27 protein-coding genes are annotated in these 23,713 nt (G+C 37.3%); 19 read left to right on the top strand and 8 right to left on the bottom strand.

Annotated elements, in window-relative coordinates; all coding sequences use genetic code 11:
* Positions 1-17: 17 nt before the first annotated feature.
* Positions 18-638, top strand: a complete 621-nt coding sequence (locus MHI34_RS02610) for a TetR/AcrR family transcriptional regulator (protein ID WP_342504070.1) — start codon at positions 18-20, stop codon at positions 636-638.
* Complete coding sequence (locus tag MHI34_RS02605) at positions 631-819, top strand: hypothetical protein (RefSeq protein ID WP_036125343.1); 189 nt, start codon at positions 631-633, stop codon at positions 817-819. The genes MHI34_RS02610 and MHI34_RS02605 overlap by 8 nt, the downstream gene beginning before the upstream one ends.
* Before the next feature lie 54 nt (positions 820-873).
* Here MHI34_RS02605 and MHI34_RS02600 read toward each other — a convergent pair whose 3' ends face one another.
* The gene (locus MHI34_RS02600) at positions 874-1,797 is read right to left on the bottom strand and encodes a heme A synthase (RefSeq protein WP_036125337.1); all 924 of its coding nucleotides are present in this window, start codon (positions 1,795-1,797) and stop codon (positions 874-876) included.
* A gap of 336 nt (positions 1,798-2,133) precedes the next feature.
* Here MHI34_RS02600 and cyoE point away from each other — a divergent pair, with 336 nt between their 5' ends.
* The 7 genes from cyoE to MHI34_RS02565 all read left to right on the top strand — a co-directional run bounded on the left by cyoE (position 2,134) and on the right by MHI34_RS02565 (position 8,740).
* Complete coding sequence (gene cyoE / locus MHI34_RS02595; RefSeq protein WP_036125331.1) at positions 2,134-3,051, top strand: heme o synthase; 918 nt, start codon at positions 2,134-2,136, stop codon at positions 3,049-3,051.
* A 99-nt stretch (positions 3,052-3,150) separates the two neighbouring features.
* A complete protein-coding gene (coxB, locus tag MHI34_RS02590) occupies positions 3,151-4,239 on the top strand; it encodes a cytochrome c oxidase subunit II (protein ID WP_036125330.1) in 1,089 nt (362 codons plus the stop codon).
* A 40-nt stretch (positions 4,240-4,279) separates the two neighbouring features.
* Positions 4,280-6,163 (top strand): cytochrome c oxidase subunit I, encoded by a 1,884-nt coding sequence (gene ctaD / locus MHI34_RS02585; protein ID WP_036125328.1) that lies wholly within the window; start codon positions 4,280-4,282, stop codon positions 6,161-6,163.
* On the top strand, positions 6,163-6,789 hold the full coding sequence (locus MHI34_RS02580) for a cytochrome c oxidase subunit 3 (protein ID WP_036125326.1): 627 nt from the start codon (positions 6,163-6,165) through the stop codon (positions 6,787-6,789). The genes ctaD and MHI34_RS02580 overlap by 1 nt, the downstream gene beginning before the upstream one ends.
* The gene (locus MHI34_RS02575; protein ID WP_036125323.1) at positions 6,789-7,133 is read left to right on the top strand and encodes a cytochrome C oxidase subunit IV family protein; all 345 of its coding nucleotides are present in this window, start codon (positions 6,789-6,791) and stop codon (positions 7,131-7,133) included. The genes MHI34_RS02580 and MHI34_RS02575 overlap by 1 nt, the downstream gene beginning before the upstream one ends.
* 181 nt (positions 7,134-7,314) lie before the next feature.
* The gene (gene ctaG, locus MHI34_RS02570) at positions 7,315-8,238 is read left to right on the top strand and encodes a cytochrome c oxidase assembly factor CtaG (protein ID WP_036125321.1); all 924 of its coding nucleotides are present in this window, start codon (positions 7,315-7,317) and stop codon (positions 8,236-8,238) included.
* A 40-nt stretch (positions 8,239-8,278) separates the two neighbouring features.
* Entirely contained in the window at positions 8,279-8,740 is a 462-nt protein-coding gene (locus MHI34_RS02565; RefSeq protein ID WP_036125319.1) for a DUF420 domain-containing protein, read from the top strand.
* Positions 8,741-8,758: 18 nt separating this feature from the next.
* On the opposite strand, the gene ytvI is transcribed toward MHI34_RS02565, so the two are convergent.
* Together ytvI and MHI34_RS02555 are read right to left on the bottom strand one after the other, a co-directional pair.
* A complete protein-coding gene (gene ytvI / locus MHI34_RS02560) occupies positions 8,759-9,817 on the bottom strand; it encodes a sporulation integral membrane protein YtvI (RefSeq protein WP_342504069.1) in 1,059 nt (352 codons plus the stop codon).
* Between the two features lie 147 nt (positions 9,818-9,964).
* Positions 9,965-10,366, bottom strand: a complete 402-nt coding sequence (locus MHI34_RS02555) for a YugN family protein (protein ID WP_051891699.1) — start codon at positions 10,364-10,366, stop codon at positions 9,965-9,967.
* Between the two features lie 147 nt (positions 10,367-10,513).
* Between MHI34_RS02555 and MHI34_RS02550 the strand changes: the two genes are divergently transcribed.
* On the top strand, positions 10,514-11,701 hold the full coding sequence (locus MHI34_RS02550; RefSeq protein WP_058843457.1) for a CAP-associated domain-containing protein: 1,188 nt from the start codon (positions 10,514-10,516) through the stop codon (positions 11,699-11,701).
* 150 nt (positions 11,702-11,851) lie between these two features.
* Complete coding sequence (locus MHI34_RS02545) at positions 11,852-13,324, top strand: UDP-N-acetylmuramoyl-L-alanyl-D-glutamate--2,6-diaminopimelate ligase (RefSeq protein ID WP_036125315.1); 1,473 nt, start codon at positions 11,852-11,854, stop codon at positions 13,322-13,324.
* Here MHI34_RS02545 and MHI34_RS02540 read toward each other — a convergent pair.
* Positions 13,305-13,802 carry a PaaI family thioesterase gene (locus MHI34_RS02540; RefSeq protein ID WP_342504068.1) on the bottom strand — a complete coding sequence of 166 codons (498 nt, stop codon included), beginning with the start codon at positions 13,800-13,802 and terminating at the stop codon, positions 13,305-13,307. The genes MHI34_RS02545 and MHI34_RS02540 overlap by 20 nt on opposite strands.
* A gap of 90 nt (positions 13,803-13,892) precedes the next feature.
* Between MHI34_RS02540 and MHI34_RS02535 the strand changes: the two genes are divergently transcribed.
* Positions 13,893-14,339: a YlbF family regulator gene (locus MHI34_RS02535; protein WP_036125306.1), complete on the top strand. Its 447-nt coding sequence runs from the start codon at positions 13,893-13,895 to the stop codon at positions 14,337-14,339.
* Between the two features lie 521 nt (positions 14,340-14,860).
* Here the strand turns inward: MHI34_RS02535 and MHI34_RS02530 are convergent.
* Positions 14,861-15,775 (bottom strand): glycerophosphodiester phosphodiesterase, encoded by a 915-nt coding sequence (locus MHI34_RS02530; RefSeq protein ID WP_342504067.1) that lies wholly within the window; start codon positions 15,773-15,775, stop codon positions 14,861-14,863.
* A 327-nt stretch (positions 15,776-16,102) separates the two neighbouring features.
* Between MHI34_RS02530 and MHI34_RS02525 the strand changes: the two genes are divergently transcribed.
* A complete protein-coding gene (locus MHI34_RS02525; protein WP_036125303.1) occupies positions 16,103-16,375 on the top strand; it encodes a YlbG family protein in 273 nt (90 codons plus the stop codon).
* A gap of 2 nt (positions 16,376-16,377) precedes the next feature.
* On the opposite strand, the gene MHI34_RS02520 is transcribed toward MHI34_RS02525, so the two are convergent.
* Positions 16,378-16,767: a hypothetical protein gene (locus tag MHI34_RS02520; RefSeq protein WP_036125301.1), complete on the bottom strand. Its 390-nt coding sequence runs from the start codon at positions 16,765-16,767 to the stop codon at positions 16,378-16,380.
* 56 nt (positions 16,768-16,823) lie between these two features.
* Between MHI34_RS02520 and MHI34_RS02515 the strand changes: the two genes are divergently transcribed.
* From MHI34_RS02515 to coaD, 3 genes are all read left to right on the top strand, one after another.
* Positions 16,824-18,245, top strand: a complete 1,422-nt coding sequence (locus MHI34_RS02515; protein WP_342504066.1) for an RNA polymerase II — start codon at positions 16,824-16,826, stop codon at positions 18,243-18,245.
* A gap of 72 nt (positions 18,246-18,317) precedes the next feature.
* Positions 18,318-18,884: a 16S rRNA (guanine(966)-N(2))-methyltransferase RsmD gene (rsmD, locus tag MHI34_RS02510; RefSeq protein ID WP_058843462.1), complete on the top strand. Its 567-nt coding sequence runs from the start codon at positions 18,318-18,320 to the stop codon at positions 18,882-18,884.
* A gap of 1 nt (position 18,885) precedes the next feature.
* Positions 18,886-19,377, top strand: a complete 492-nt coding sequence (gene coaD, locus MHI34_RS02505; RefSeq protein ID WP_036125293.1) for a pantetheine-phosphate adenylyltransferase — start codon at positions 18,886-18,888, stop codon at positions 19,375-19,377.
* 57 nt (positions 19,378-19,434) lie between these two features.
* On the opposite strand, the gene MHI34_RS02500 is transcribed toward coaD, so the two are convergent.
* On the bottom strand, positions 19,435-20,334 hold the full coding sequence (locus MHI34_RS02500; RefSeq protein ID WP_230593889.1) for a hypothetical protein: 900 nt from the start codon (positions 20,332-20,334) through the stop codon (positions 19,435-19,437).
* Positions 20,335-20,452: 118 nt separating this feature from the next.
* Between MHI34_RS02500 and MHI34_RS02495 the strand changes: the two genes are divergently transcribed.
* On the top strand, positions 20,453-21,499 hold the full coding sequence (locus MHI34_RS02495) for a SepM family pheromone-processing serine protease (protein WP_036125288.1): 1,047 nt from the start codon (positions 20,453-20,455) through the stop codon (positions 21,497-21,499).
* A gap of 51 nt (positions 21,500-21,550) precedes the next feature.
* Here MHI34_RS02495 and MHI34_RS02490 read toward each other — a convergent pair whose 3' ends face one another.
* Positions 21,551-22,762 carry a nucleotidyltransferase gene (locus tag MHI34_RS02490; RefSeq protein WP_036125284.1) on the bottom strand — a complete coding sequence of 404 codons (1,212 nt, stop codon included), beginning with the start codon at positions 22,760-22,762 and terminating at the stop codon, positions 21,551-21,553.
* Between the two features lie 167 nt (positions 22,763-22,929).
* Between MHI34_RS02490 and MHI34_RS02485 the strand changes: the two genes are divergently transcribed.
* Together MHI34_RS02485 and rpmF are read left to right on the top strand one after the other, a co-directional pair.
* Positions 22,930-23,463, top strand: coding sequence for a YceD family protein (locus MHI34_RS02485; protein WP_036125282.1), 534 nt, complete (start codon positions 22,930-22,932; stop codon positions 23,461-23,463).
* A 24-nt stretch (positions 23,464-23,487) separates the two neighbouring features.
* Positions 23,488-23,661, top strand: a complete 174-nt coding sequence (gene rpmF, locus MHI34_RS02480; protein ID WP_010858320.1) for a 50S ribosomal protein L32 — start codon at positions 23,488-23,490, stop codon at positions 23,659-23,661.
* The last annotated feature ends 52 nt before the right edge of the window (positions 23,662-23,713 follow it).

Genomic DNA, 23,713 nt, shown 5'->3' with positions numbered 1-23,713 from the left:
AATCAAAAGGAGGATCTATGGATAGCCATAAAAACACGTTTATTCAGGAAGCTAGAAAGCAACAAATTATTGCAGCAACTATAACGACGCTAGATGATATTGGTTATGTCAAGGCAAGTTTAGCACAAATTGCTAAACGGGCTACTATCAGTACAGCATTAATTTCATACCATTTTGCAGATCGTCAAGATTTGATTGACCAAAGCCTGCAAGCGTTACTTGAACAATCCGCAACATTTATTTTGACAAAAACATATGCAGCCGATGATCCAGCTACACAATTGGCAAATTTCATAGAGGCAAGTATTGCTTATCAAGCGACACATCCGAAGGAGAATGCGGCATTATTAGAAATTATATTCAATGCTCGTACAGCTGAGGATGTTCCTTATTATAAAATTTCGGATGATGGTGAAGATCCTTTATTGAAGGCTTTATGTAAAATATTAGAGGATGGTAAAGAACAGGGGACATTTACTGTTGACTCTGTCCAGGTGATGGCAAAAGTGATTCAAGGTGCTATTGGTGAATATATGCTAATAGGGGGACCGATTTCGGTTGAGGCAGAGGAATATAGTCAAGAAGTAATTAAGATTATGTGGGCAGCAATGAAAGTAGAGGGACATAAAAATGCTTAAAGCACTATTTAATTGGATGTTTGTCATTGGTTTAATTCTATTAGGAGGTCGTCTTGTAACGGTTATTTGTCGATATTTCGATATTCCTTTTACAACATTTTTTAAAGACTATGCGCTAGTATCTATGATTATTTTAATTGTAGGAATTATAGGAACGGAGACCTTGAAGAAACAAAAATAAGAATCATAGAAAAAAGATTCGTCACATAATAGGTGGCGAATCTTTTTTGATGGCCTATTTCTTTTTTTCATTATAATTACTACGAGCAACTAACATGATCATGTAGCATAATAGACCGAATAAAAGGGAAATGAATAATGAATGCAGTAAAGCGACTGTTAAATTCAGTCTAGTGAGGACTACTAACATACCAGCAATCACTTGTAAAACTACTATAGTAAAGGCAATAACCCATCCATAGTAAATAACACGTTGATTTTTATATTCTTTCACAGCGTGCCAAGTTATGTATGCAATCCAAATGAAAATAATAAGAACAGCTAGTCGATGTCCCATTTGCACCCACTCGTACATGTTATTCGGTAGTGCGAAAGGTGTTTCATTATAGCAAAATGGCCAGTCAGGACAAATTAAGCTCGAATCTGTATGACGAACCAACGCCCCTGTATAAACAACTAAATAAGAATAAATTGTGACAGCAATTGTATGCCAACGTAACTTTTTACCAATAAATACGTTATCGGCATCAAATTTTCGATCGACCTCAAATACAATCATAGAAAGAAGAAGAACCGCAGCAAAGGAAATAAGAGAAATTCCAAAATGAAGTGCAAGGATGAAATCACCTTGTCCCCATAATACTTGAGCTGCTCCAATAAGAGCTTGCGCGATTAAGAAAAACATCGCTAAGAAACCTAATAGCTTTACTTCACGAATATGTCCGAGTTTACGCCATGTCCAAATGGTTAACACAAGAATTGAAATAGATACGACTCCAGTTACAAGACGATGTGAAAATTCAATCAGGACTTCTGGTGTAATCTCCTTTGGAATAAGAGATCCATTACAATCAGGCCAGTTTCGACCACAGCCTAAGCCACTATCTGTTTTGGTAACGAGAGCTCCACCTAGTAATATAAGGAGCATCCCTACTGTAGCGGCAACAGCAAACCACTTTAAATACCTGTTGTGTTGCATAAAATGAGTCACCTACTTTATCTATCAACATTACAAGAGCGTAATGTTTCTGCTACTAGATAATATCGAAAATACGTATAAAAAACAACTTGTAAAGAGAAGGGAGTAATAGATGTCGAATCCATTTCACAAATTGTTCATAATTTCGTGCTTTAACCTTCACAATTCATTTTAGAAAATGTTTTACTATAGATATGTTGTTTTTATTTATATTTCTAGACAAAACTAATTTTTACAACTTCATCTAAATTTCACTTAATGTCTAGAAATCAATCGCAAATTTCGCTATAGTTATTGTTAGCGGAATATGCTTACAAAAATGAAAGGAGAGGTATTATGTCAAACGGTCGTACACTGGCGGCTACTAGAAATACTGGCCCAGAAACAACATCTGTTGTAAAAGATTTCTTAGCACTAATAAAAATTGGCATCGTTAACTCGAATCTTGTCACAACGTTTACAGGGATGTGGCTGGCTTTTCAGTTTACTAGTAGACATTTCTTGCAAGAGCTTGATGTTATATTCTACACCATGCTGGGTGCGGCATTAATCATTGGTGGCTCAGGTGCAATGAATAACTTCATTGATCAGGATATTGATCCTATCATGAAAAGAACAAAAGCAAGACCGACAGTGACTGGCAGATTCAAGCCGAATTTTGTATTGACCATTGCCCTCTCATTTTTAATTGTAGGTGAAATTTTGTTATTTGCGGCATCGTTTGCAGCCGGCATGTGGGGACTAGCAGGAATATTTGCTTATGTCGTTCTGTATTCAATGTGGTCAAAGAGGAAGCATGTTAGTAACACGGTTGTAGGAAGTATTTCAGGGGCTATACCTCCAGTTATTGGATTTGCAGCGGTTGAACCTGCTTTAGGTCTAGGAGCACTTGCCTTATTTCTTATTATGTTTGCATGGCAGCCACCACATTTCTATGCGCTTGCTATGAAACGTACGGAGGAATATCGTGCAGCTAAAATACCAATGCTACCTGTAGTAAAGGGATTTAAACGTACAAAGTACTCAATGTTATTCTGGATTCTTTTATTATTACCGTTACCTTTCCTTTTACCAGAGCTTGGAATTGGCTTTTTAACTCTTGCCACTGCATTGAATTTGGGTTGGTTAATACTAGCTCTGAAAGGCTTTACAACAAAAGATGATATGAAGTGGGCAAATAAAATGTTTATTTATTCGTTGAATCATATGACCATACTATTTGTAGCCATCATAATATTTGCGCTGTTTAGCTAAAGTTAGGAATTCTTTCTTTTTTTTAAGAATTCATATAGACAGAACTAATGTCCTAGGAACACATGAAAATACAACAAAGAAAGAGGGGTTTAATTAAGCATGATGAAAGGGCTTAAAAAATGGCGTCTTTTTTCACTTCTAGCAGTGATGATGGTTTTCCTTTCAGGTTGTGGTGAAGATTATCTTTCTACACTAAAACCATCTGGAGAAGTAGGTAAACAACAATTAAATTTATTACTGTTAACTACTATAATTATGACGCTAGTAGTAGTAATCGTATCCGTTATTTATTTACTTGCATTCCTAAAATACCGTCGTTCACGCGTTGGTGAAAATGTTATCCCTAAGCAAGTAGAGGGTAGTCACACATTAGAAGTGATTTGGACAGTTATACCGATTATTTTATTATTAATTATCGCTGTACCAGTTGTTACAACTACTTATAAATTTGCAGATGTTGCTGCAATGGATGAGGTAGATGAAGAAGGGAATAAAACTGCCCTAACGATCAATGTAACAGCAAAATTATACTGGTGGGAATTCGAATACCCTAACCAAGGTATCGTAACGGCTCAAGAGCTAGTAGTACCAACAGGTGAAAAGGTTTACTTTAATTTAAAAGCTGCCGATGTTAAGCACTCATTCTGGATTCCTGCTGTAGGCGGTAAAATGGATACAAACGTAGAAAACTTAAACAAATTCTACTTAGTATTTGATAAAGAATCTAAAGATCTTAAAGATGGCGTATTTTATGGAAAATGTGCTGAATTATGTGGACCTTCACATGCATTAATGGACTTTAAAGTAAAAGCATTAAGCCCAGATGCATTTGACGCATGGGTTGATGCAATGAAAGCAACAGAAGGACAAATTGCTGACAAAGCTTCAACAGATCTTGGTGAAGCAACTTTTGCTAACAGCTGCTTAGGCTGTCACGCTATCTCAGGTTCAGGAGCAGGCGGTACACCAGGTCCAAACTTAACTACGTTTGGTGACCGTAACCGTGTTGCTGGTTTCTTAGAACACAATGAAGAAAACTTAAAAGCTTGGATTAAAAACCCAGAAGAATTTAAACCAGGTAACTTAATGATGAACGCTGAAGGCACTGCGCCTATTTACGGTGATTTATCTGATGAAGAAATTGAAGCTCTTGCAACTTATATCATGAGCTTATCAGTTGAAAAATAAATTTCGTTCTATGTAACAAATTTTGAGGGAGGTAAAAGTTGTGAGCTCATACACACAGAAAAAGGGCTTTGGAGCAACTGTCTGGGATTACATTACTACTGTTGACCATAAAAAGTTAGCAGTCATGTATTTATTAGCCGGCACATTGTTCTTCGCTATCGCTGGTTTTGAAGCGTTATTAATGCGTATTCAGTTAATGAAACCAAATAACGATTTCGTGTCAGCTGGTTTTTTCAATGAATTATTAACAATGCACGGAACAACAATGTTATTCCTAGCTGCTACTCCATTACTATTCGCATTTATGAACATGCTTGTACCATTACAAATTGGTGCGCGTGACGTTGCATTCCCGTTCCTTAACTCTTTAGGGTTCTGGTTATTCTTCCTAGGTGCTGTATTCCTTCACCTGTCATTCTTTATGGGTGGCGCTCCTGATGCGGGCTGGACTTCTTATGCATCATTATCTTTATATTCTCCAGGACATGGTATTGACTTCTATGTTCTTGGTTTACAAATTTCAGGGGCAGGTACATTAATTTCAGGTCTTAACTTCATCGTTACGATCATTACAATGCGTGCTCCTGGTATGACATTCATGCGTATGCCATTATTCACATGGACAGCTCTTGTATCAAGTGCATTAATTTTATTCGCATTCCCTCCATTAACAATTGGTTTATTAATGATGTTATTCGACCGTATGTTCGGTGGTAACTTCTTTGACCATACAATGGGTGGTAACACAGTAATTTGGGAGCACTTATTCTGGATCTTCGGACACCCAGAGGTTTATATCTTAGTATTACCGGCGTTCGGTTTATTCTCTGAGATTATTCCAGCGTTCTCTCGTAAACGTTTATTCGGATACTCTTCAATGGTATTCGCAACAATTTTAATTGGTTTCCTAGGGTTCATGGTTTGGGCTCACCATATGTTTACAGTTGGTCTTGGGCCAACAGCAAACGCAATCTTCGCTGTTGCAACAATGGCAATCGCGGTTCCAACAGGTATGAAAGTATTCAACTGGATCTTAACTATTTGGGGCGGATCTATTAAAGTTACAACACCAATGCTTTATGCACTTGGTTTCATCCCGTCATTCGTTGCGGGTGGTGTTACAGGGGTAATGCAAGCATCTGCACCTCTTGACTATCAATTACACGATTCTTACTTTATCGTTGCTCACTTCCACTACGTAATCGTTGGTGGTATCGTTACAGCATTATTTGGTTCAGCGCACTTCTACTGGCCAATTTTCTTCAACCGTATGTTAAACGAAACGCTTGGTAAAATTACTTTCTGGGTATTCTTTATTGGATTCCATTTAACGTTCTTCGTTCAACACTTCTTAGGTTTAATGGGTATGCCACGTCGTGTATTCACTTACATGGAAGGTCAAGGTTGGGATCAGTTCAACTATATCTCTACAATCGGTGCATTAATGATGGGTGTAGGGGTTATCTTAATGGTAATCAACTGCTTAATGTCTATTAAAGGCAAGCCAGCAGGTCGCGACCCATGGGGCGATGGACGTACTTTAGAATGGTCAATTCCACAACCAATTCCATTCTACAACTTCCGTCAAACGCCACTTGTACGTGGTTTAGATCCATGGTGGATTGAAAAACAAGAAGGTAATAAAGAAGTGACATTTGCTGAGCCAATCGGTGATATTCATATGCCAAATAACTCAGCGATTCCATTCGTTATTTCATTAGGTATGTTTATTGCAGCATTCGGTGCACTTTACAATCCAGATGCAGATAAACCATGGTCTATCTATGTATTAATCATTGGTTTAGCTATTACATTTGGGGCGATGATTGTTCGTTCAGTTAAAGACGATCATGGTTTCCACTTACACAAAGAAGAAATTCTTGAAATTGAAGAACATCTTTACGGCAAAGGAGGAAATAAATAATGGATTTCAATACTAAATTTACTCCTCATACTTGGCCAGATCATCCTGAACAAGCTACGATGGAAGGTAAAAATAAAGTCGTTGGTTTCTGGATTTTCCTTGCCTGTGAAGTTGTACTTTTCGCAAGTTTATTCGCTACTTATTTAGCGCTTAAGAACAAAGGGCCAGCTGGCATGGAGTTCACAACTCAAGGTTTATTTGAATTACCATTAGCATTTGCTATGACGATGTTATTATTAACATCATCACTAACTTCTGTTTATGCAATTTACCATATGCGTAACTTTAACTTTAAAGGGATGCAAACTTGGTTAGCCATTACTTTAGCTTTAGGTCTTGGATTCTTAGCACTTGAAATCTATGAATTCCAACACTATGTGCACCTTGGTTTTACATTTAACCAATCTGCATTCGCAACTGCGTTCTATTCTTTAGTTGGTACACACGGTTTCCACGTAACTTTAGGACTTGTATGGATTGCAACTTTAATGATCCGTAATGCGAAACGTGGTTTAAACTTGTACAATGCACCTAAATTTTTCGTAGCTGCTTTATATTGGCACTTTATTGACGTTGTTTGGGTATTTATCTTTACAGTAGTTTACTTGATGGGAGTGATCGGATAATGTCTTCACACGATACACCTATAGTTGCTAAGTCACAGGCACAGTATGAGTATGATCGTCATCATAATGCCGTTCATATGCGTAAACAAGTAATCAACTTTGCGATCATGATTTTCTTTACGTTTATCGCATTCGCAGTAGTTGCAGCTGATTTTTCTAAATACTTAATCATGCCATTCGTATTATTATTGGCTGGTGTTCAAGTTGTACTTCAGCTTTATTCTTTCATGCACTTAGAGGACAAAAAAACACACTTTGGTGGTGTTATTGGCTTCTTCATGTGGATGGGGATGTTAATCGCATTTACATTCTTCTTAGCATTTTTAACAATCATTTGGTGGTAATCACCAAAAGAGCACGTTCGTTAATTGTACGAACGTGCTTTTTCTTATGTTTTAAAGTTGTGAAGGTTTCAAAAAGAGACAAACACTGTTAAACTTAACATTTGTTCACCTTTCGTTCATTGCAGTATAGCTGTAAGCGTTTTATAATAGGAGTACTGAAGTTTAAAGGAGTGCGTTCTATATGCCACTTAGTATATTTGGTTTCCAAGCATTGTGGAGTCCCTATTTAATAGGAGTTCTTGTTTTTATAACGATTATCTATTTTTTAGTCACAGTAAAGTGGCGTAATGATTTTAAAGTAAGTGAACCTCTGAAAAAGGGAGAAGCCATTTATTTCGTGTTAGCCATGATTACTATTTATATCATTAAAGGTTCTCCAGTTGATTTAATGGCTCACATTATGTTTACCATGCATATGGTTCAAATGGCGATCTTATTATTGCTTGTTCCGATTTTCTTAATTAAAGGAATCCCTTGGTGGGTTTGGAAAGTTGCGATTGAAGCACCGGTTGTTAGAACGTTGTTTAAAGTACTGACATTACCAGTTGTTGCAGTCTTTGTGTTTATTGGTCTATTTTCCTTCTATCATTTGCCTTCAGTATTAGATTACATTAAATTAAATGAAACATTACATGGTACCTATACATTTGTATTATTTCTTTCAGCTATTTTTATGTACTGGCCTTTAATTCAAAATATGCCTAATAGTGCTAAAATGAAGCCTTTGCATAAATTAGCCTATATTATTGCAAATGCTGTGTTAATTACACCTGCTTGTGGATTAATCATTTTTGCTCCTAATGCAATGTATGAGACATATACAAATGGTGATGCCTGGTTAAAAGCAATGGAGCTGTGTGTACCAGCCTCTACATTATCAGGCTTATCATTATCAGGACCAGAGCTGTTTACAGACATGAAACCTGTTGCAGACCAGCAATTAGGTGGCGTATTAATGAAAATCTTACAAGAGCTTATTTTTGGTGTATTAATTGGGACAATCTTTACGAGATGGTATCGTTCTGAACAAAAAGATCCAGATAAAATTACGGCTGATGCATTAGCTGCACACCAAAAAAAATGGGAAAGTCAACAGCAACATTAATTGTAATATAGAAATTTACTTTGTATAAGGGGTTTTGACAATGGAATTGCAAATTTTGCCTACTATTAGTACATCGTTTATCGTCATTAGTGCTGTACTAGTAGCGATAGGATGGGGCTTAATTATAAAAAGAAATGTAGAGGGGCATAAGAAAGTAATGCTTGCTGCAGGTGTTGCGGCACTTATATTCTTTATTATCTATGCATCCCGTACAATCTTTATTGGAAATACGGCTTTTGGCGGTGGAGAACATTTAAAACCATATTATACGTTCTTTTTGATTTTCCATATTATTTTGGCGACATCTGGAGCCGTGTTTGGTATCGTTAGCATTATTTCGGGTTTGAAAACAAATATTAAGTTACACAGACGTATTGGACCAATCACAAGTATTATTTGGTTCTTTGTTGCCATCACTGGTGTACTTGTTTATTTATTGCTATATATTTTATTTGAACCAGGTGAAACAACATCCGTTATTAAAGCCATTTTAGGGTTTTAAAAAAAATCTCCCTCTTTATTATTGTAAAGGTGGGAGATTTTTTGTAGTTGGTTGAAATATAGAAAGTATCACTACAACAAGTAAAGGGCCTATTAATATCCCAAGAAAACCAAATATTTTAAAGCCGATAAACATGGCAATGAAGGTATTTAAGGAGGAAAGGCCAATTTTATCACCAATAATTTTTGGTTCAATCATTCTGCGGACTAGAAATTGCCCCACATTTAGTAACGTTAGAACGACAGCATATATATAGTCGCCTGCAAATACTTGATAAATGGCCCATGGGACTAAAAGGATAAATGAATCGAGAAAAGGGATAAAATCTAATACAACGAGTGATAAAGCTAACAGTATGGGAAATGGCGTTTTTAAATAATAAAATGCTGCGAAGGATATCGCAAAGATACTAGCACCAACAAGCAATTGTGCTTTTAAAAAGCCGAATAAGGCTAGTTTAACGCGCTGCCCAATAAAAATGGTTTTTTGATGATAGTGAAAAGGAAAGGGCATTAATAATTTCCGATTAATGGCTGGCAAATCTAAGAGCAACATATACAAGACAATCCAATAAACAAAAACATCAAATAAAAGGGAGGGGATATATGTTAGTAAAGTAGACAATACATTCACATTTGTTAAGGATATGGCGAATTTTTCTATAGAGGCTAAAGCATTTTCAATCATGAATTGAATTTGTAAAACGAGTTCTACAGGTAAATGATAGGTGTAGTTACTGAGCTTGGATTGCATTTGAATCCATAAGGCCGATAGTTGATTAAGGTACTCAGGAATATCGATGATAAAAGAAGAAAATTGTTTCCAGCTTATATAGAGTATAAGTGTACATAATAATAAAGAGATACTGAGAAAAAATAAAAAAAAGATGAAAACAACTATTTTACGTTTTTTTCGAAACCGTTTGCACATTCGAACAATAATCGGTTCTAAAAGTAACGCGGTTAAGTAGGCAAGGAGGATTGGTAACGATATAGAAATGAACCAGAGAAGCAGAAGCCCAATCGCTATGACGATTATGGGATGCCGAAAAAAAGGACGATTAAAAAAAGATAACATTTTTCTCACCTACATCCATGTAATAGATATAGGTAGTATGAGGAGAAAAAATTTTTTTACTCAAAATAAAAAAAGACTGGACCACCAGTCTTTTCATAAAATGAAGCTACTTACGCTATACTTGCTGTCACTTTAGTTTAATAAAGATTAGCGTGCGTTAACAGGTTCGAAGTTATTTTTATTTGTTGGCTCAATTGAGAATTGATCTAATTCTAATTTAACCTTTTTTAAGATTTCTTCACATTTTGTTACAAGATGTGCTGGGTAAACTTCATCATCCCCATATTCAACACCATGTGGGTAATAGTATTTACCTAGGGCTGGTTTCATTAACGTAAGGATGGCATCGTGTGCACCTACATCACCAGAAATGGCATATGCGAATACGCGTAGGTAATAGCGACCTTCACGAGTATCGAAACGTTTATCGAATGTCATACGTTCGTAATCCCAACCGCCATCACATTCTAAACCATGCTTTTTCATAATGCTGACAATTAGTTCTTGATCAGCTGTTAAATTTTCAAGGTTAGTATTTTCAAAATACATGTATAGTCCTCCTTTAGGTTCTCGTACAAAGTATACGCTCATTTTTATAATAGAGCATATTCGACATTGTTGCAATGACAACATTGTGTCAACCCAATTACAATTGATATAATAACTTACAATAATGGTGATGAAAAGGAGTCCTGTATGAAAGCTTTATTCCGCATTTTAATGGTTTGTGGCGCAATTGCATTAATTGGCTTTATGTTTTTCAATACCCCGAAGGAAAATGAGCCGTTAGAAGGACCAAATACCAATTCTAATATAATCCCTCAAACACAACTAAAGCAACAGTCTGCTGTAGGAGCAATGACACGTCCTCAAACAGGCATATCAACTTTGGTAGGAAAAGGCATTCAAACCGTTTTAGAGCAATATGGGGAACCAACGAGAAAAGAACCGTCTTCATTTGGCTATCAATGGTGGGTCTACAATAAAGATGTTGCTACGTTTTTTATGATTGGTGTTGAAAATAATATTGTAACGCAAGTTTACATAGCTGGACAAGAAATCGATGCATTTCCTTTTAAAGTTGGACAAAAACGCGATGAAATATACCGTATGACGATTATTGATTATGAGGTAGCGGCCACTGTGGGAGAAAATATTTTCATTTTCTCGATGAGTGAAGAAGATATGCAAACAAGGTTGCTTGTCAAATTTGATGGCCTTTATGCACAGCTTTATATAGATAGGGAGACAAGTGAGCTACAGGGAATACGTTATACAGACAGTGAAACACTTGTCCTTCATCAACCATATGAAATGAGTTATCAAGGTGAACTAGTGAGACGTACGCCACCGTCTTCATTTTTGCAGCAAGAAATCGATGTAGCTAGCGCCAAACAGCTTGATGATCTCTTAAATGTTACGAGGGTACATCATGAATTACCACCTTTAGCAATGGATGAATCATTAGAAGAAGCTGCAAAAATGCATAGTGAAGATATGAAGGTGCAAAATTTCTTATCACATGAATCTCCAACTAATGGAGATTTAAAAAAGAGATTACAGGCACATGACATCGACTATAGTGCAGCGAATGAAAATCTTGCCACTGCTTATTTTGATGCGATAGAAGCTATGCATGGTTGGACAAATTCGCCTGAACATAGGAAGGTGTTATTGGATGATCGATATACACGCGTTGGTTCCGGTGCTTTCGTAGATTATTATACGCAAATCTATATAGAGCCTACTGCACAGACGATGGATAGTGAAGAGCAAGATAGAAAAAAACAAGATATTGAAGAACAGGATAACGAAGAACAGAGAAATAAAGAACCAGATAGTGAGGACCCTGTAGAGAATACAGAGCAATCCTCCTCATCCTAACAACAGAATATCAGTTTGAAGACAAGCTCGAATAGCCGAGCTTGTCTTTATTTTTTTATAAGGTAGTACTTTCACTGTGGGCTTCTATATTTTTCGTCACACCGTTACAAACGCCGTCATATGATAGAGAACGGAAAGGGGGAATGAGGCTTGCAACTAGCTGAGTTATTAAAAGATTGGCCATGTAGTGTGACAGGAGGATCCATTCGAACAGAAATTACAGGCGTAGAAGATTATGCACAGGCCGTACAACCCGGCGACATTTTTATTGTACGAAAGGGCAAAAAAACATCAGGAAGTCGTTTTGTTAAAGAAGCGTTGGCACGGGGGGCTGCTGCCATTGTTTCGGAAGAAAGTATTTCTTTGCCGATTATGGATAAAGAAATTCCTTTTGTGTGGGTTCCGAATACAGCATTATTTTTATCGTATGCGAGTGCGAAGCTTGCTGCTTTTCCAGCAGAGGCTTTAACGGTTATTGCCATTACCGGTACAAATGGAAAGACCACGGTGAGCCATTTTGTTAGTCAGCTTCTAAATGCCTTACATAAAAAAGCAGCAGTTATTGGAACGGTTGGCTTTTTCATCAATGGCGAGAAACAACAAACGGCTTACGAGCAACTAACAACATTGCAGGCCAAAGAATTGCATCCGATATTAAAGCAATGTGTACGAAAAGGGGTTACACATGTTGTGCTAGAAGCTTCTTCAATGGGCTTACAGCAGCATAGACTCGACCATTGCGATATTGACTGTGGTGTATTTTTAAATCTATCAGAAGACCATTTAGAAGATCATGGTGGTTTAGAAGCATATAAACGTGCAAAAAAAAGATTAGCCGATTTATCCAAAAAGTTAGTATTAAATGGAGATGATAACTTTTGTCGTTCTGTAGGGATTTATGATAAGAAAAAATCCTGTTCATTTGGCTTTGATAATCACAATGATCTACATATTCAAATTGTCAGTGAAACAGTTGGAAAAACCGTACTTTGCTTACAAACAACAGCGAGTGAGCATATTGTGGAAATTCCTTTTGTCGGAAAATATCATGTACAAAATACTATTGCTGCCTTAATGGCTATATGGCGCCTAGGTGTCCCGATGGAAGATCTAGTTGGTCATATGTGGTCCTTAAAACTACCAGAAGGACGACTTGAGAAGATTGATAATCCTTTGGGTATAGAGGTTTATGTAGATTATGCGCATACAGCAGAAGCCTTACAAGCCGTTTTACAAACCTTTAATCGTTCCAAAACAATTTACCTTGTTTTTAGTTGTGGTGGAAATCGTGATAAGGCGAAGCGCTTCGCCATGGGAGCGGTAGCAAGTAAATACGCGGACGTTATTTATTTAACAACAGATAATCCACGAGATGAAGATCCAATCGTGATAAATGAAAGCATTATTGCAGGCTTTACAGAGCAACAATATTATGAAATTTACTTAGATCGGAAGCTTGCTATCCATCAAGCGTTAGCAAAGGCGAAAAAGGGCGATATTGTCCTTGTGGCCGGAAAAGGGCATGAACAAACACAGCAAATTAAAAATCAAAAATTGCCTTTTTCCGATCAACAATGCATCAAAGATTATTTTGCCAGTCTCATTACAGACGACGCTGAATAATAAAGAAAGATCCTGTAGCAATAGCCAGCTTGCGACCTGTCTCATCTTCGATATCACATTCCATGACGAGTGTTTGACGTCCTTTATGAACAAAACGACCGCGCGCAATCAATTCTTTATTCGTTGTTGTGGCAATATACGATAGATTCATATTCGTTGTAACCACATTATATCCCTCTGGTACAGAGCGTGAAGCAAGTCCGCCCATAGCTGCATCGGCAATTGTTGCAATAATGCCACCATGAGGCACCTTAATTGTATTATGAATAACTGGTGTAATAGGGATACGAACCTCACTAATTTCAGGCTCAAATTTACCTACCATATGTAGGGCAGCATTAAGATAACGACGATGAATGCCTTGCTGCTTCTCTCTTAGCCCATTTAAAAGATGTAATAAAACTTCTTCATCTTCCTCAGTACTTTCTTGTAAAATTTCAGCTAGTAATTGTTCTATCTGTCCTTTAGATGTTGTCATTAATTGGCAAACCTCTTTCATTAAAAGTATCAATAATGTAAAATTACCATAAAATCTGTTATGATGGGAAAGAGATTGGGGGAATTAAAAATGATGATGACCTCTGACTGGGTACTCATTTTGGATGAGACCGAAGCGCTTTGTGAGATGATTCTTTCCTCAGAACCTGCGATTGCGCTACAGCAAGCGTATGATGCAGTCTATAGTGATGCACAAATTGTAGAAGCTATTTACGCATTTAATCGCATGAAAGAGCAGTACGAAGATGTACAACGTTTCGGAAAATATCATCCAGACTACCATACAATCATGAAGTCAATTCGCCAACAGAAAAGGGCACTTGACTTGAATGAAAAAGTTTCAGCTTTAAAAATTGCTGAAAACGATTTTCAGGATTTACTCGATGAGATTAGCCTATTAATAGGTAAAACAGTCTCTGAAGCTGTAAAAGTTCCTGTTAGTAACCCATTCTTTGCATCTGGTTCATCTTGCGGAGGAGGATGTGGCTCGGGCGGCTCATGCTCTTGCTCAGCATAAAATACGATGTGTATGTTACACATCTCTTCTAGACTGTAGACAACTCCAAGTATTCACAGGAGGTTGTTTACAGTCTTTTTTCAATTGATAGGAGGAAACATACTTGAATGGCTGTCATCCCTGGTGACAGGATAGGAAAAAAGTTGTTTAGGCTGCTAAAAAGGTTCTAAATCAAGTAGCTTTATTGGATGGCCTTACAAATATCCTTTTATATTATAGTCTAGTTGGATCCGTGGTATGCAAGGTCAAAAGGATTGGATACTCGATTTGAGGATTATTAAGATTTAGAGGCTTTCCTCAGATTTAAGACAGGGAGTTGGCCCATTTTTAAGGAGCTATCGTGGGAACCATGACGAGTTAGTAACGGTTTCTGGGGAAGAAAACGAATACAGTAATTCTTCAATATATTATTGCTCATGAAATCCATCAGATTAGACAAGCCCATATCTGCTCATTATATAGGTAGAACATTCAAATGAAGGGAAGGCACGTAACTAGTGTCCTTCCCCTTTATGTTCGTATCATGATAACGACTCTTGTTCCTGTAATAATTCAGCAGCTATATCAGGGCGATCTGTAATGATCCCCTTGGCGCCATTATGGATTAATTTTTTCATCGTGTCGATATCATTGATTGTCCAATAGTGGACAGGTATGTTGAGATGATTCAAAAATTGAATAAATTTAGGTGAATCTAATGCGATAACGCCTGATTTAGGTGGGATTTGGAAAACATCAACTTTCGGATGATATAAGTGCCCAAATTGACTTGAGAAGGAGGCAAATGCTTTTCTCACATCTGATTCACCGGCACCAAGTGCTACTTGATTTTGGGCATATAAATTAAAACGATCGATTTGCTCACCATAGAAGCTTGTCACAACGACACGCTGTTCAGCGCCTAGCTCTTCGATTAAGCGCCAAAGTTTAGAAGGCATCAAACTTCCCTCATAAGTATCTGGAGCATCTTTAATATCAATATTGATGAGCATATTTGGATAAGTTTCAAGTAGCTCTCGTAATGTCACTACATTAATTTTTTCCTCTCGATATGGAAAAGCGCCATCCAAATCTTCAAATTGATAGCCGTGATTTAAGGCATTGATTTCTGCTAAGGTCATATCGGCAATGAGACCATAGCCATCCGTTGTACGATCAACTGTATCATCATGGAAAACAATGATTTCCTCGTCTTTTGTTAAACGGATATCAATTTCAAACCCATCGACTCCTAACTGTGCTGCTTTTTCAAATGCGATCATTGTATGCTCAGGTGCTAAAAGAGCCCCGCCACGATGCGCCAGAATGACGGGGCGATCAAATTGCAATGCTTGTTTGCCTTCACGTTGCTGTGGTTTAGAAATAGCTTTACTACCTGCCCAAGCCGCTGCACTTGCCGCAGCAATAGCAAGGGCAATTTTTGTTTTCTTACCCATATTCGTCCTCCTTAACAATTATCTTCATATAAAAAGTAATGGTGAATTCATTGTCAGTATTGATAATTAAAGTACCTACTAAAACTAATAGCTAGTAGAAGTGAATGATGCTTTTTTCATGCTGATATATGCAAAAGCAAAAAAATACGGAGCTATTACGCGGAGGCGTAAATGTTCCATGAAAACAACTAATTCATATCTCTACGATGTTTCTCGCAGTATGCTTTTCCATTATAACGGAAAATTGAGCTTTCTGTCAGCTAAACTCTGTTGCTATCATTTTCCGGTCTATGGTATTCTTTTATGTAAGAAATGAGGGAATCCAATATGAACGAACGACAAGGGCTAATCGTTTACGTCCATCAATTAAAACATGCTAAATCTCTTCGGAAATATGGTCATGTTCTTTATATTTCAAGAAGGCAAAAATACGTAGTGCTTTACTGTAATCGTGAGGACATTGATATGATGACAACAAAACTACAACGCCTTCCATTTGTGAAAGACGTTGTGGAGTCTTATCGTCCATTTGTGAAAACTGAATATGAAAATGCAAAACCAGATAAAGCAAAGGAATATGACTACAAAGTAGGTCTATAATCTTACGTCAATGCAGGTATATAGTTATTTAGTCTTAATATACCGATTAAGTATTGATAAAATAGTTTTGATTCCGAAAATATAGATGAGTGCTTTATTTCTACAACAACTGCTTTCCGATCGAGTTGTTCTATTTGTGCTTCAAACATTTTTTGTCGCATTGTAGGTTGTTCTTCATTATATGGGATGCCTTCTCGGCAAATATAGATAGGCATGAACTTACTTTCACCAACTGGTTTGAGAGCTACAGCTAATGAGATCACCTTTTTATCTTCTTTTGTAGATGTTAGTATAAAGGCTTGATGAAAGCGTTCCTGATTTGTTTTGATAATTTCGAGTAACTCGTAAACATCACCATAGCCTTCTCCTAATTCTATAAATTGTTGTGGCATAATAATTGCACATCCTTTCCAATACTCATAGTATCATGCTGCGGGAGGTCAAGCACATGAAATTTGCATTAAGCTTTTTTTCTATTTTAGCACTAATTATTACAGGAACGATATTTTTCCAGTATCATGCTTATTCATCTGATTTAGAAACAGGCATAGGGGATTTTCATTACTCTCAAGAAATAGAGATTGTCTATCGTGAAAATAGCTTAGATATTCGCCAGCATTTTAAAAATTTACCAAATCAAAAGGTGAAAATTAAATGGCCAGAAAAAGCGACAAATCCTAGTTGTTTTATCGAGAGCGAAAATAGCTGTGATCGTTTATCAGATGAGGTCTCTTATTTTGCCAAAGGGGAAACGAAATCACAATCTGTGTCATACATAATTCCAATTGAGGGCGGCTTAAAAAATAAGATGCTCCTTCAAAATGTTTTTGCTACACTAATAAATGGTGAAGCATCGTATTCAATTGTTCATATTTCTACAGATAGTAAAGTGAATGGACAGTGGATTACAGGTTTACCTTTAGTAGGGCAACAACAACTGTCTCTTGTGAATTACACAATGTTTAAAGGAAACGGTACCGTTCAAGATCTTTATTGGCAAGCAGGTAAACTTAAAGTACAAGAGCAAACACCGATTTTATCTATCTATGCACAGCAGTCAATTCCTAATGATTTCCTAAAATCATTAGAAAGCTTGCAGTTTTTGAATGATGAGCATATTGCTATTATTCAAGAAAAAAGTCCGGTAACAGCTCATGATGAAAGATTGTTATTTTTACCAACACTTACTGCACAAGCCGTTGAGCAGGAAGTGATTTTATCACAAATCAAATCACAATTTAAATTTGTAGATTCTCCAGAATGGTTGCCTGAAGTTGTGGCATCCTATTTAGTAAACGATTCAATTGGTGGAGACAAAACAAAGAAAATGGTTAAGACATTAAATGACTATATGACAGATAGTCAACAGCAAGCTTGGCAGGAAAAGCTGAAAAACCTTGGGGAAGAACCGCTTTCGCCTGATACATTGGACAAGTATTTATCACAAGCGTTAGATGCGAAAACATCTTATTTTACATTAAACGCAGCTCAGAAAGATGGAATATATCCGCTCTTATTTGAGGATGCTCGTGATGTGTATGTGGATGATGTATTAAAAGAAGACGTTCATGTTATTCTATATGAGGGTCAAGTGTTGTATACGGCAGATACGTTATTGCCTTATCTTGGCTATTCGGCTGAGGAAGGGAAGAATGGCTATTACGTAAATAGCGAGCATCGCACATTCCGATTCCCGAAAGAGCCTGGTTTCTATGTATTTAATCAGCGGAGATATGCAACAATTTCAGAGCCAATTATTAAAATTGCTGATCATTATTATGTGGAAGAAGCTTGGTTGCAACGTTTATTCCTAGTTGAACTACAAAAGAAGGACGAGCGAATTCAAGTATTAACACAAGAACAACAATAACTTTTGCAGCGGAGGGTCATCCTTTCGCTGCAAAAATACTTTATATGGATGAAAGTACGGTGATATGCTGTTATGAGAGTTGTAGCAGGAGAGCGCAAAGGAATGCCGCTAAAAGCAATAGCTGGAAATACGACAAGACCTACAACGGACAAAGTGAAGGAATCGATTTTTAATATTATAGGTCCGTTTTTTGATGGAGGAATCGCGCTTGACCTGTTTGCAGGAAGCGGTGGCTTGGGCATTGAATCACTAAGTCGTGGGGCAGAGCAAGCAATCTTTATTGAAAAAGATGCAAAAGCATTCCAAGTGCTACAAGAAAATATAAAAAAATGTCGTTATGAAGAAGATACAGAGCTTTTTCGTATTGATGCAAAGCGTGCTGTGAAAGCGCTGTTAAAACGTGATCTTACGTTTAAATATGTCTTTTTAGATCCACCTTACCATCAACAGGAATACTATGATTTAGTTCAGATTCTTGTGGACAATGATAAAGTTCAACGAGATGGTATTATATTATGTGAACATGCGAAAGAGGTACAATTGCCTCGAAATTTTGGTGAGTTTGTGTTAACAAGACAAGAAACATATGGCGGAACAATTATTTCTGTTTATCGCTGTACAGAGGAAGAGGGAGAATAAGTTGTCTGAGAAAATTGCTGTAGTTCCAGGAAGTTTTGACCCTGTCACATTCGGCCATCTTGATATTATCAAACGTGCGGCAGATGTGTTTGACATCGTATATGTAGCAGTATTAAACAATTCAGCAAAGAATCCGTTGTTTTCTGTAGAGGAACGCATGGCCTTAATGGCTGAAGTAACAAAAGCATTACCGAATGTCCGTATAGAAAGCTCTTCAGGTCTTTTAATAGACTATGCTAAAGAAAAAAAGGCGAAGGCCATTGTACGTGGTTTACGAGCTGTTTCAGACTTTGAATATGAAATGCAAATTACCTCTATGAACCGTTTTCTAGATGAAACAATTGAAACATTTTTCATTATGACGAAAAACCAATATTCATTCCTAAGTTCCAGTATAGTAAAAGAGGTTGCGAAATACGGTAGCGATGTTAGTGAGCTAGTTCCTACTTGTGTCGTAAAGGCTTTACAAGATAAATATGATTTTGCGCAATAATTATGCAGAGGATGTCAAAGCAAAGTGACATCCTCTTTTTGGTACATAGAGCGATCATTATTTCAGAAAAAATAGAGCATAAATAGTCGGAACAATGATTATGCTAAGGAGGCGGAATTTGATATAGGGTCTGACAGAAAGTTTTGCTGATTTTGCGATAACGAAGATTTGTAAGTGAATACTAATACTTTGCATCGTTAATAAAATGACAACTAGTAAGGTGATATGTGGAAGATCTGGGAAGGCTGTAACGGTCATTTTAAGACCATTCGTCACCTCAAGAATAGCTGCAAGAGAAAGTTCAATCGTATAGGGAAGTTTAGGGATTAGTTGATCTAGCCCCTGTTGGACAATGGTCTGAATGGTTGTGAAAAAGATGATGGTTGTACCAACTAACAGAATTGTTGGAGCTGTTTCTTTAATACTTTCTGAAAATGGTGCACTATACAGTGGTGTGTTGTGTACGGAAATAGTGGGTGGGTCAGTTTTGCGAAATAAGTAGTAGCCAATTACTAAGCAACAAATATTAAACGTATGTAGTAAACATAAAAACAACCATCCAAACGTATTACTGTGTAGTAAATCAAGACTTACAAAACCTAAAACGAACAGTGGACTTGGTGCATGACAAACAGCTAGTAGAAAATTTGCCTCTTTGGGGTGTAATTGACCACTATTTTTTAAATAAACAATGGTTGTTGCCCCTGTTGGATAGCCTCCAAGTGCGCTAATAATGTAGGCTTGTACGTATAATGAGGCCCTTTTCGTTTTAGTACGCATAGGGGCAGTTAAACGCAGAAGCCATTGTGTTAATACTAGATACGGCAATAAATACGGAAAAAGTGCTTCCATGAAAAGGTTAACGCCTAAATCAGTACCACTATGAGCGGTTTGTGGGAATAACAAGAGTAAGAGAATTAGAATTACGCAGAGCACTATTTGAATTGTAGCAAACATGTTATCAACTCGTTTCAACTTTTTGTCATTCACATAGGCAAATGCTAAAATCAATATATGTGAGAAAGGCAAAAACATGAACGTATGGTTTTGCAAGCGTCCTAGGAGGTGTTTTCAAGTGAAGAAAAAAATTGGTATTTATGCAGTGTTAATAGTCGTGATTTGTTTTATGATGTTATACCGACTAGACGCGTATATTATGAAACCTGGAAGTGCATATGATGTCAGTAAATTCGTGACGGTAGATAGCAAAGAGGCTGATAGTGTGGGGTCTTTAAGCTTAATGACTGTCGCGATGCAGCAAGCCACCCCATTTTCGTATTTGTGGGCTAAAGTTCAAAAATATCAAAAGCTAATGGATATTGAACAAGTACGCAATCCTTTAGAGGATGATGAGGAATATAATATTCGACAGTTAAAATTAATGTCTGATTCCCAATTTAATGCGAAATATGTAGCTTTCCAAAGAGCAGGATTAGAGACTAAAGTTCATTTTAACGGTGTATTTATATTAAATGTGTTAGATGGAGGAGCGTCTGATGGCATTTTAAAAGCTGGGGATGAAATTATCGAGGTTGACGGTCAAAAAATAACTAGTCAGCAAATGCTTGTTGACCTTTTAAAACCTAAACAGCTTGGAGATAAGGTAACAATACAATTTATACGTAATGAAGAGCAAAAACAGGAGACGATTACCTTACAGGAGATTCCGAATACACAGGAACATAGAGCAGGGTTAGGTATTTCTTATACGGAAAGTAAATCGATTGAAACAATGCCAAAAGTGACGATGAAAACAGAGGATATTGGAGGGCCCTCTGCTGGCTTGATGTTTACACTTGAAATATTGGACCAGCTTCTTGATGAAGATTTAACAAAGGGTTATGCTATTGCTGGTACGGGTGAAATGTTAGTAGATGGATCGGTTGGTAGAATTGGCGGGATTGATTATAAGGTCATTGCCGCTGATCGGGACGACATGGAAATCTTCTTCGCGCCCGATGATGAAATTTCTCAAGAAATGAAAGCGAAATACCCAGAGCTAGAATCTAACTATTCGACGGCTGTTAAAACGGCCAAAGAGATCAAAACTAAAATGAAAATCGTTCCGGTGAAAACGGTTGACGATGCCATTAGCTATTTAAAGCAACTACAGCCGAAATAATAGAGCGAAAAAGGGATGCTAGAATTTTACTAGCATCCCTTTTGATAGCCATTAACAACGGATAGGGGGTGTTTGATAATCTTTGGGAAGAGTCCAATCCTTTGTGCCTTGTTCGATACTTAAATTGTATAGCTCTGCTGCATGTATATCTATTGCTAACATTGCATCATTGGTAGCTGCCACTCGGCTAATTAAAGGTAATTGGATATCCTTTTTTTGCTTACCTAAATAAGCTTGCCCCACCGAGCTCATACCTAATAGCCGAATATAAGAGGGTGCTTCGAAACTTTGAAGCTGCTCTTTTGTAAACCCCGTGTATATATGTGTTATCATGCGTTGAAGGCGGGTCCATGTATAACGTTTAGATTTAATTTTTTCCATAAAGCTATTGAAGGAGGAGCTAGTTTTGGCTGCTTTCACAATAGCATTTTCAATTCCCTCTGTTACTTCTGCATAACGAGTCAGTTCTGAAGGCGTGTGTCTGATGATGGTAAACTGTAATAACGGCCAAAATGCTTCCCAGCTTGCAAATTGACTATACTGTTTATGCCAGTCTGTTAAATAACTATAAGTAGTCTCAGGAACAACATTTTGCACACTCTGTAAAGAATTTGTAGACGCAAGTGCTTTACGTATACCAGTGGCACTTGCAATCGATGTGTCTTCCTTTAATGCATCATGGTATCCTGCAGCTACGCGAGAAATAGTTAGTGGTTTGATGTGACTGTTAAGTGATTTCGCTGCTTCAAGATAATGAAAGCCTAGTATATTATTTGGCTGTGCGAGATCAATGTATGGAGCAGGGAACTTCTGAGAAAGCTGTTCATAGGCATAATGTAGGCTTTTCGGATAGCTTGCACCTGTTTTAAGGCTGTTTTTAATAAGCATGTCATATTCTGCACGGTTGTGGTCTATCAACTCATATGTGTTTAAAAAGGGTTGAATCGAGCCTTCTTCACTTCCGAAGGCAAATGAGTCACAGCCAACGGCGCTTAATAAGGAAATGGCACCTTTTGCGAAATCTGTGGCTGGTGCTGTACTATAGACGTAGGGCAGCTCAATAACAATATCTACACCACCAGCAAGCGCCATTTTAGTACGTGTCCATTTATCTACCATGGCTGGCTCTCCACGTTGTAAAAATGTGCCGCTCATAACAGCGATAACAAGTTCCGCCTGTGCTACTTTTTTAGCCTGTTTTAAATGATAAGCATGTCCGTTGTGAAAAGGATTATATTCAACGACAATTCCAACTGCTTGCATGCTTTTCCCCCTTATAATTTGTGTCATTATTTGAAACTGTTAGGAGCAAATACACTTCTCATAGTATTTAATTATAAGTGGGTTTTTAAGTGGTGACAAGAAATTATCTTGACATCTATTTTTACACATTATATAATCAACATTGTTGTCTCGAGGTGATTAAACGAATGAAATGGTCAATTCATCAATTATCTAAATACCGCCAAAACGGGATGCCAATCGATGCCTTTGTCCAGCTGGACGAAGTGATGGAGCGAAACCAGGATATTCGAGCAATTTCGCCCGTTCATGTAAAAGGGCTATGTACTTTTGGTGCATCGCAAATGACATGTCAGTTAACTGTGACAGCAACGTTAACACTGCCATGTGCTCGCACGTGGGAGGATGTTGAGTTTCCAATTGAAGTCGAAACAGTTGAAATTTTTAGCTGGATTGATGAAGATAAACGAGGAGACGATGACGGAGACATTCACTATATAGAAGGTGAAGTCATCGACATGAAACCAATTCTCGAGGAATTAGTATTGCTTGAGGTACCAATGCAAGTGTTCAAGGAAGATTCTGAAGGACAAGTGCAGGGCGGTAAAAACTGGTCTTATGCAACAGATGAAGACGTAAAGCTACACAAAAAAGCTGACGAACAAAAAGTGGATCCAAGACTAGCTTCTTTAGCTAAGTATTTTGATCAAACAGACGAATAGACGATCTGTAAGGAGGTGCCATCAATGGCTGTACCATTTAGAAGAACTTCTAAAACTGCAAAAAGAAAGCGTCGTACGCATTTCAAATTATCTGTACCTGGTATGGTAGCTTGCCCTAACTGTGGTGAGGCAAAATTATCACACCGTGTTTGCAAAGCTTGCGGACAATACAAAGGTAAAGAAGTAGTAAGCAAATAATACAGTGTTTGCTCACTTAAAAGGCTAGTAGAGAGACCATGGCTCTTTACTA

The organism is Lysinibacillus sp. FSL L8-0126, from assembly GCF_038630385.1.
In the GTDB taxonomy this organism is placed as follows: Bacteria; Bacillota; Bacilli; order Bacillales_A; family Planococcaceae; genus Lysinibacillus; species Lysinibacillus fusiformis_D.
The sequence above is the reverse complement of the archived record's forward strand: the minus strand, read 5'-3'. Positions and strand labels throughout refer to the sequence as shown.

Excerpts from the sequence above, each read along its gene's own strand:
- MHI34_RS02610 (WP_342504070.1), top strand. The coding sequence starts at position 18 with ATGGATAGCCATAAAAACACGTTTATTCAGGAAGCTAGAAAGCAACAA.
- MHI34_RS02605 (WP_036125343.1), top strand. The coding sequence starts at position 631 with ATGCTTAAAGCACTATTTAATTGGATGTTTGTCATTGGTTTAATTCTA.
- MHI34_RS02600 (WP_036125337.1), bottom strand. The coding sequence starts at position 1,797 with ATGCAACACAACAGGTATTTAAAGTGGTTTGCTGTTGCCGCTACAGTA.
- cyoE (WP_036125331.1), top strand. The coding sequence starts at position 2,134 with ATGTCAAACGGTCGTACACTGGCGGCTACTAGAAATACTGGCCCAGAA.
- coxB (WP_036125330.1), top strand. The coding sequence starts at position 3,151 with ATGATGAAAGGGCTTAAAAAATGGCGTCTTTTTTCACTTCTAGCAGTG.
- MHI34_RS02580 (WP_036125326.1), top strand. The coding sequence starts at position 6,163 with ATGGATTTCAATACTAAATTTACTCCTCATACTTGGCCAGATCATCCT.
- MHI34_RS02575 (WP_036125323.1), top strand. The coding sequence starts at position 6,789 with ATGTCTTCACACGATACACCTATAGTTGCTAAGTCACAGGCACAGTAT.
- ctaG (WP_036125321.1), top strand. The coding sequence starts at position 7,315 with ATGCCACTTAGTATATTTGGTTTCCAAGCATTGTGGAGTCCCTATTTA.
- MHI34_RS02565 (WP_036125319.1), top strand. The coding sequence starts at position 8,279 with ATGGAATTGCAAATTTTGCCTACTATTAGTACATCGTTTATCGTCATT.
- ytvI (WP_342504069.1), bottom strand. The coding sequence starts at position 9,817 with ATGTTATCTTTTTTTAATCGTCCTTTTTTTCGGCATCCCATAATCGTC.
- MHI34_RS02555 (WP_051891699.1), bottom strand. The coding sequence starts at position 10,366 with ATGTATTTTGAAAATACTAACCTTGAAAATTTAACAGCTGATCAAGAA.
- MHI34_RS02550 (WP_058843457.1), top strand. The coding sequence starts at position 10,514 with ATGAAAGCTTTATTCCGCATTTTAATGGTTTGTGGCGCAATTGCATTA.
- MHI34_RS02540 (WP_342504068.1), bottom strand. The coding sequence starts at position 13,802 with ATGACAACATCTAAAGGACAGATAGAACAATTACTAGCTGAAATTTTA.
- MHI34_RS02535 (WP_036125306.1), top strand. The coding sequence starts at position 13,893 with ATGATGATGACCTCTGACTGGGTACTCATTTTGGATGAGACCGAAGCG.
- MHI34_RS02530 (WP_342504067.1), bottom strand. The coding sequence starts at position 15,775 with ATGGGTAAGAAAACAAAAATTGCCCTTGCTATTGCTGCGGCAAGTGCA.
- MHI34_RS02525 (WP_036125303.1), top strand. The coding sequence starts at position 16,103 with ATGAACGAACGACAAGGGCTAATCGTTTACGTCCATCAATTAAAACAT.
- MHI34_RS02520 (WP_036125301.1), bottom strand. The coding sequence starts at position 16,767 with ATGCCACAACAATTTATAGAATTAGGAGAAGGCTATGGTGATGTTTAC.
- MHI34_RS02515 (WP_342504066.1), top strand. The coding sequence starts at position 16,824 with ATGAAATTTGCATTAAGCTTTTTTTCTATTTTAGCACTAATTATTACA.
- rsmD (WP_058843462.1), top strand. The coding sequence starts at position 18,318 with ATGAGAGTTGTAGCAGGAGAGCGCAAAGGAATGCCGCTAAAAGCAATA.
- MHI34_RS02500 (WP_230593889.1), bottom strand. The coding sequence starts at position 20,334 with ATGTTTGCTACAATTCAAATAGTGCTCTGCGTAATTCTAATTCTCTTA.
- MHI34_RS02490 (WP_036125284.1), bottom strand. The coding sequence starts at position 22,762 with ATGCAAGCAGTTGGAATTGTCGTTGAATATAATCCTTTTCACAACGGA.
- MHI34_RS02485 (WP_036125282.1), top strand. The coding sequence starts at position 22,930 with ATGAAATGGTCAATTCATCAATTATCTAAATACCGCCAAAACGGGATG.
- rpmF (WP_010858320.1), top strand. The coding sequence starts at position 23,488 with ATGGCTGTACCATTTAGAAGAACTTCTAAAACTGCAAAAAGAAAGCGT.